A 7,465-nucleotide genomic window follows, 5' to 3' on the forward strand; every position below is an offset into this window, starting at 1 on the left:
GGACCGGATGGATGGCGGTGAACCAGCCGACGGTGCGCGAGAGGTCGAGATGCCCGGCCACCAGATCGGCCTCCCGGCCGTGGCCCTCGAGATTGAGCACGGTGGCGCTGCCGGCGCTGACTCCCTGCCGGCGGCGCCAGTGCGCCAACGCCAGTACGAGCCCGGCGAGCAGCACATCGTTGGCGTTGCCGTGGAACGCGGCCGGAACACGGGACAGCAGCGCGGAACCGACCGCGGTGGGCAGCGACACGCTGGTGCTGATGACGGTCCCGGCGGTATCGAGTACCGGGTCGGGGGATCCGGTGCCCAGCACCGGATCCGGTGTCGACAGCAGCGCGTTCCAGTAGTCGGTCTCCGGCTCGAAGCTGTTCTCGCCCAGGGCTTGCGCCCAGGTGCGGAACGAAGTGGGTACCACGTCCAGCGTGAGCGGGCGCCCGGCAGCGACGTCGGCCCATGCCCGGGCCAAGTCCTCGGTCAGGATGCGCCAGGACACCCCGTCGACCACCAGGTGGTGGATGACCAGCAGCAGCTGGCCGGTTTCGCCGGGATTGTGGTGCCATACCGCGCGGATCATGACCCCGGACTCGGGATCGAGGTCGTCGGCCGCTGATGCTGCCGCCTGCGCGACGGTGTCCGCACTCAGCAGGCCGGTCTCGACAGCCAGGACAGTGCTGACGGTGGGACCGTGCTCGGGCACGCGCAGCGTCCAGCCGCCGGCACGTCCCACCAGCGTGGCGCGCAACATGTCATGCGTGTGCAGGATCGCTCCCAGGATGGCCTCCAGCTGTGGCAGTGTCATCGCGGCCGGGGTGACCAGCACCATCGACTGGTAGAAGTTGCTCAATGGTGTTGCCGCATACTCTGTTTCGGCGAGCATCGGAGTAGCGCGGATATCGCCGATCCCGGAGTCGGTATGCGGCATCGGACGGCTGGATCCGGCTGCGGCGGCGATGGCGGCGACCGTGCGCCGCCGGAAGACGTCGCGGGGTGTGATCGCCAGACCGGCTTTACGGGCGCGGCCGCACACCGCGATCGAGGAGATGCTGTCGCCGCCGAGGGTGAAGAAGTCGTCGTCGACCCCGACCTCCTGCTCGAGGCCCAGCACGGTCGTCACGATCCGCAGCAGCGTCGATTCCGCCGCGGTGCGCGGTGCGCCCGAACCGCCGGTGGCGGCCACCGGTTCGGGCAGTGCGTGGATGTCGAGCTTGCCGTTGATGGTCAGCGGGAGCTCACCGACGATGCCATAGCGGGTCGGCACCATGTAGGCGGGCAGCCGGGCCGCCAGATGATCGCGCAGGGTGGCGATGAACGCCGTCACGTCGTGCGGGTCATCGGTGGGAATCGCATAGGCCACAAGCTGTTTGACCGGTGGCGTTGTGGTCGTGCTGCGCACCACCACCGCACCCCGGGCCACGCCGGGAGCGTGGCGCAGCACCGACTCGATCTCGCCCGGCTCGACGCGATAGCCCCGGATCTTGACCTGGTCGTCGACCCGCCCCAGATAGTCGAGTTGGCCGTCGGGGCGTCGGCGCATCAGGTCACCGGTGCGATACATCCGGCCGCCGGCCACGAACGGGTCGGCGATCATGGCCGCGGCGGTCAGGCCGGCCCGGCGGTGATAGCCGCGGGCCAGGCCGACGCCGGCGACGTAGAGTTCGCCGGGCACCCCGTCAGGAACCGGTCGCAGTGCGCTGTCGAGGAGGTAGCCGCGGGTGTTCCAGATCGGTTCTCCCACCGTGGGAGTCGCACTGTCGGAAGTCCCCGCACCCAGGGTGTTGATGGTGTATTCGGTCGGACCGTACAGGTTGTAGCCCGCGGTGCCCGGGTGATTGCGCAGGGTCGACCACACTTGCTCACTGACGGCCTCACCGCCCAGCAGCACCAGGGCCGGGACGTGACCGTCGGTGGCGAGCAGGCCCGCCTCGATCAGATGGTGGGAATAGGTGGGGGTGACGTTGATGACGTCGATGTGGTGGCGGCGGCAATAGGCGGCCAGCGCCGGTGCGTCGCGGCGCAGCTCCTCGTCGCAGATGTGGACGGTGTGCCCCTCGACAAGCCAGAACAGCTCCTCCCAGGACATGTCGAAGGAGAACGACACGGTGTGGGCGATCTGCAGCTGTTCACCGCCGGCGGCGGCCCGGGCCACCGTCGGGGCGAAGATCGCCTCGCGGTGGTTGAAGAACATGTTCGACAGTCCCGCATAGCCGGTCAACACGCCCTTGGGCCGCCCGGTGGTGCCCGAGGTGTACACCAGATAGGCCGGATGGTCGAGCCGTCCCGCGCCGGTGAACCCGGCCAGTTCCGACTCGGTGAGGCGGTGATCAGCGGTGGCGCCGATCGCTGGATCGTCGATCGTGATGACCTGTGCGCCGGCTTCGCGTGCGCAGTGGGCGACTTCGCTGTCGGTCGCTGCGGTCAGCAGCAGCACCGGCGTGGCGTCCTCGACGATGGTGCGTAGCCGTTCGGTGGGCAGGTCGAGCTCCAGAGGCAGGTAGGCGGCGCCGGACCGCAGCACCGCGAACAGTGCCACCACCATCTCGATGGATCGCGGAAGCGCCAGGGCGACAAACGCTTCGGGCCGGGCGCCACGGTGGCGCAGGAATCGGGCGAGCTGATCGACGCGGCGGTCCAACTCGCCGAACGACAGGCGCCGGGATCCGAACACCAGGGCGGTCAGGTCGGGAGTCTGTTCGGCGCGGCGGGCCAACAGGTCGGCGATGGTGCGGTCGTCGAGGGGGTGGCTGGTTTGCGACCAGACGTGTTCGAGCGCAGTACGGTCGGCGGTACCCACCAGTTCGACGGCACCGACAGCGTGTCCGGGCCGTTCGGAGATCTGATCCAGCACGCTGAGCAACTGCTCCACCATGGCGCGGGCCCTGGCGTCGTCGATCACCCGGTACTCCAGCTTGACGGTGAGCTGGTGGCCCGGGGTGAGTACCCAGGTCAACGGGAAGTGCGTGGTGTCGTGGTAGTGCACGCCGGTGATGCCGTGGCCGGCTTCCAGGTCGGTAAAGGTGTCGTCGTCGAGGAAGTTCTGCAATACCAGGAGTGAATCGAACAGTGCGGTGGCCGAATCGCCGGCCGCCCGCTGGATATGGCCCAGACCGAGATGGTCGTGGCGCATCATCGTCGTCCGCTGTTGGTCGATCGCTCGGATGCAGGATGAGGCTGATCGCTTGGGGGACAGATCGATTCGGACCGGGACGGTGTTGAGGAAGAGCCCGATGGTGTCATCGATCCCGATCAGCTCGCCGGGACGCCCGGCCACCGTCGTCCCGAGGACGACGTCGGTGCTGCCGGCGTGATAGCCGGTGACCATGGCCAACGCGGCCGTCACGACCGAATTGAGGGTGACCCCCAGTGCGGTCGCGGTGTCGGTGAGCCGCCTGGTCAACTCGGCGGGCACGGTCGTCACGATCCGGCCGGGTTCGGTACCGGCACCGGCGTCGGGGTGCTCCGGTGCCGCGCCGGTGGCGAGGGTGGGTTCCTCCACCCCGGCGAGCAACTCGCGCCAGGCCTGCGTCGCGTCGGTGTCGCCGAGAGCGGCACGCCACTGCAGGAATCGGACCACGACGTCCCCGTGTGGCTCGATCATTCCGCGCTGCCCGTCGGATGCGTACAGCGCGAAGAACTCTCGTAGCACCAATTCGCGTGACCAGCCGTCGAAAAGCAGGAAGTGATAGGTGAACAGCATCCGGTCGCGTCCGTCGGGCAGCCGCATCAGCGTGATCCGCAGCAGTGGCGGGACGGCGACGTCGAAGGCGGTGGTGCGGTCGGAGTCGGCGATGCTGCCCGACTCGCCGGCGGGGTCGACGCTGGTGGACAGGTCGACCACCGCGATGTCGGGTGGAGTCCGGCGGCGACCACCTGCACCGCAGTGGTGCGCTCGCCGTCCTCGATCGTGCCGAAACCCACCCGCAGCTGTGGGTGGCGAGCCAGCAGCGCGTGCAGTGCGTGTCGGCACCGGTTGGCGTCGAGGTGCCGGTCGAAGTCGAAGGTGTTCTGCACGATGTAGGTCGACCCGGCACCATCGAGGGTGCTTTGGTAGTACAAGCCCTGCTGCAGCGGGGACATCGCCCAGACGTCCTCGACATCCGGCCCCAGCCGCTCGATCGCGTCCGCCGACAGCGCGACCGTAACGAAGCGCTCAACCGGCGCCGGTGCCGGGTCGGCCGTCGGGTTGCCGCACTGGCGAGATGCATGGCGCTGCGGTGGCGAAAGACGTCCTCGGTGGTCAGCAGGTAGCCGCGGCGCGCCAGCCGGCTGGTGAGCCGGATCGCGCCGATGCTGTCACCGCCGAGGGCGAAGAAATCGGCGTCGGCACTCACGGCGGCGCGGCCCAGGACGTCGGCCATCACCTCGACGATCGCGTGCTGTACCGGGTCGGCCGGACCCACCGTACCCACGGACTCGGGGAGCTGCCCATGGGCCAGCGATCGCAACGCGGCCGCATCACGCTTCCCATTGGGCAGCAACGGGATCCGATCGATCCGCGTGATCGTGCCGGGAGCCAGGTGACGGGGGGAGTCGACTGTCCAGCCAAGCCCGCAGCTCGGCGGTGTCGACCGCGTCACCAACAGCGAACGCGGCCAACGCGGATCCAGTCGCGATGACGGCGGCGCCAACAACGTCGTTGTGGCTCAACAGCACCGACTCGATCTCGCCGGGCTCGACCCGGTAGCCATTGACCTTGATCTGCTCGTCGACGCGGCCGGCGAACATGACGGTGCCGTCAGGGCGCAGTGCGCCGAGGTCCCCGGTGCGGTACATCCGCCCGCCCCCCCCGGCGTGGCCACGAACCGGGTTGCGGTCTGGGCCGGGCGGTGCAGATACCCGCGTGCCAGTTGTTCTCCGCTGACGTAGATCTCGCCGATCGCGCCGGCCGGGACATCGGACAACGTGTGGTCGAGGATCCGCACGGTGGTGCCGGGAACCACGTGACCCAGCGTGACAGCCTCGCCGTGCTGTTCGCCGGCCAGGACGTCGCCGGTGACCTCCGAGCTGCCGTAGGAGTTGACGATGGCGGCTGCCGGGCAGGCGGCGCGCAGGGCCGCGATATGTCCGGACTCCAGCGGCTCTCCACTGAGAATCCAGCGACGCACCGAGGCCAGCTCGCCACGATGCTCGCCGGCCAGTGCATGGGCCAGCGACGGCACCGCCACCAGTTGGGCCACATCGTGGGCGGCGATCAGCTCGGCCATCAACCGGCCGTCGCGGGCGGCGGTGTCGTCGGCCAGGATCGTGCATGTCCCGGCGGCGAGGCCGGCCAGCAGCTCGGTGGTGCCGTCGATGAACGACAGCGACGACTTGGCGAGCCGCACCTGGGCGGGCCAGTCGGCGAGCGCCCAGCGCACCCGATGGGCCAGCGCGCCATGGCTGCCCACCACCGCCTTGGGTTCACCGGTGGACCCTGAGGTGTAGAGCACCGACACCGCGTCGAGCGGTCCGACGGGCACCGGCCGCCACGGGCCGCCACCGTCGACGGTGTCGCTACCGATCACGGTGCAGCCCTCCGGTATGGCACCGGCCACCGCGGCGGCGCCGATCTGATCGACCAGCACCGCGCGCGGGCGGGCATGGCCGAGCATGAAGCTCACCCGCGCCTGCGGATAGGTCGGATCCACCGGCAGATAAGCGGCGCCCAACCCGATGACCGCCCACAGGGCGGCCACCAGATCGGCGTCCCGCACCATCGACAGCGCCACCACATCACCGCGGCCGACACCGGCTTCGGTGAGCCGGTGGGCGAATGCCGCTGCGCGGTGGTCGATCTCGGTGTAGCTGACCCGCCGGTCGCCGCAGACGAGGGCCGTCCGGTCGGGATTTCGGCTGATCGCATCGGCCAGCAGCGCCGTGACCGTGCCGGCCGGCGCGGTCGCCGGACGACTCAGCGGGCTGCCCAGCGGCACGGCACCACACGGCACGCCGGGATCGGCGACGACCGTGGCCAGCAGGTCGCGCACCGCCGCGGCGACGGAATCGGCGAATGCGTCCGAGACGTGGGCGCGATCGTTGGTCACGGTGAGAGTCACGGTGTCGTGCACGGCGATCATCAGCGTCAGCGGATAGTGCGGGGCTTCGACCACGGTGACCGCACCGAAGGACAGTTCGGCACCCGAGAGCGCGGCCGAGCCCAGGTTCTCGATCACCACGAGGGTGTCGAACAGCGCGGGCAGCCCGCTGATCTGGTGGGCCTCGGTCAGCGGCAGATGATGGTGATCGAGCACGGTGGATTCCCGCTCGGCCAGCCGCCCGGCCACCTGCGCCGCGGTATCCGAGGGCGACCAGCGCACCCGCACGGGGACGGTATTGACCAGCAGACCCACCATCTCCTCGATACCGGGCAGGTCGCCGTGACGCCCGGACACGACGGTGCCGAACACGACGTCCGGGCGGGCGGTGAGCCGGCCGAGGACGATGCCCCATGCGGAGTGCAGCAGGGTGCCGACCGTGACCGAGGCCCGTGCGGCCGCCGCCGACAGCTCGGTGCGGGGACCGAGCTCCAGCTGCCGGGTACCGAAGCCGTCGCCCCGCACGTCGGTCCCGTCGGCCGCGGCGATCGTCGTCGGCCTCGATCCCGGCCAGCACCGATTGCCAGGCGCTGCGGTCGGCGGCATCGTCGCGGTCGGACAGCCAGCCGGTGAAGGCGCTGAATTGTGGTGCAGGGCCGCCGAAGTCGACGCCGTCGTAGGCGGTCAACAAGTCGCGCAGGACCAGCGGCACCGACCAGCCGTCGGCGACGATGTGATGGACCGTCTGGATCATGGTGTACCGGTCGGCGCCACGGCGGACCAGCGTGTAGCGGGTCAGCGGCGGTTGCGCCAGATCCAACTGGCGCCGCCGGTCGCGTTCGGCCAGCCGGTTGACCATCCGGTCGTCGGCCGGTTCCTCGACGACGTCGAAGTCCGGTGCGATGCCGCTGGTCTGTACCGCGACCGGGGTGCCGTCGGCGATCGTGGTGAATGCGCACGACAGCGCCTGGTGCCGGGCGGCGACCACCTCGATGGCGCGCTGGAATCGCGCGATGTCCAGCGGCCCGGTGATGTCGACGATCTGCTGCACCAGGTAGGGGTCGTGGCGGCGATCGAAGGTGGAGTGGAAATAGATGCCCTGCTGGGTGGCTGTGAGCGGCAGCACATCGGACAGGCCCGGATACCCGGCTTCCAGCTGCCGGACATCCTCGGGGCGCAGCGTCACCAACGGGAAGTCCGCCGGGGTGTGTCCGCCGACATGCTCATCGGTGGCGATCAGGGTCAGCAGGTCGATCCAGCGCTGTGCGGTGGCGGCGATCTCGGCCTCGTCCGCCGCCGTCCCCGGCCAGCTGAAGGTCGCACGCAGGACGGTGCCGAGGGCGCCGGTGACGGCCTCGGCGTTGACTTCCAGCAACCGCGGCAGCGGCATTGCCGGATCGCGGTCTTCGAGCACAGTGTGTTCGTCGGTGAACGACCAGTCGCCCCGGCAGTGT

Annotated in this window: 3 protein-coding genes and 3 pseudogenes; all 6 read right to left on the reverse strand. The window is 69.8% G+C overall.

The features are described from left to right. Positions 1–46: 46 nt before the first annotated feature. A pseudogene (locus G6N35_RS27485) lies at positions 47–3,835 on the reverse strand (non-ribosomal peptide synthetase); the annotation flags it as partial. Continuing rightward, complete coding sequence (locus G6N35_RS27685; RefSeq protein WP_281357061.1) at positions 3,721–4,074, reverse strand: condensation domain-containing protein; 354 nt, start codon at positions 4,072–4,074, stop codon at positions 3,721–3,723. The pseudogene G6N35_RS27485 and the gene G6N35_RS27685, both read right to left, overlap by 115 nt. 176 nt (positions 4,075–4,250) lie before the next feature. Next, positions 4,251–4,355, reverse strand: a pseudogene (locus G6N35_RS27490) (phosphopantetheine-binding protein); the annotation flags it as partial. A gap of 97 nt (positions 4,356–4,452) precedes the next feature. Beyond that, on the reverse strand, positions 4,453–4,722 hold the full coding sequence (locus G6N35_RS27495; RefSeq protein ID WP_246224525.1) for an AMP-binding enzyme: 270 nt from the start codon (positions 4,720–4,722) through the stop codon (positions 4,453–4,455). Beyond that, positions 4,641–6,536 carry an AMP-binding protein gene (locus G6N35_RS27500; RefSeq protein WP_281357062.1) on the reverse strand — a complete coding sequence of 632 codons (1,896 nt, stop codon included), beginning with the start codon at positions 6,534–6,536 and terminating at the stop codon, positions 4,641–4,643. Before G6N35_RS27500 ends, G6N35_RS27495 begins: the two co-directional genes overlap by 82 nt. A gap of 100 nt (positions 6,537–6,636) precedes the next feature. Beyond that, positions 6,637–7,401, reverse strand: a pseudogene (locus G6N35_RS27690) (condensation domain-containing protein); the annotation flags it as partial. Between the last annotated feature and the right edge of the window lie 64 nt (positions 7,402–7,465).

The organism is Mycolicibacterium anyangense (assembly GCF_010731855.1).
Classification (GTDB): Bacteria; Actinomycetota; Actinomycetes; order Mycobacteriales; family Mycobacteriaceae; genus Mycobacterium; species Mycobacterium anyangense.

Excerpts from the sequence above, each read along its gene's own strand:
- G6N35_RS27685 (WP_281357061.1), bottom strand. The coding sequence starts at position 4,074 with ATGTCCCCGCTGCAGCAGGGCTTGTACTACCAAAGCACCCTCGATGGT.
- G6N35_RS27495 (WP_246224525.1), bottom strand. The coding sequence starts at position 4,722 with ATGTTCGCCGGCCGCGTCGACGAGCAGATCAAGGTCAATGGCTACCGG.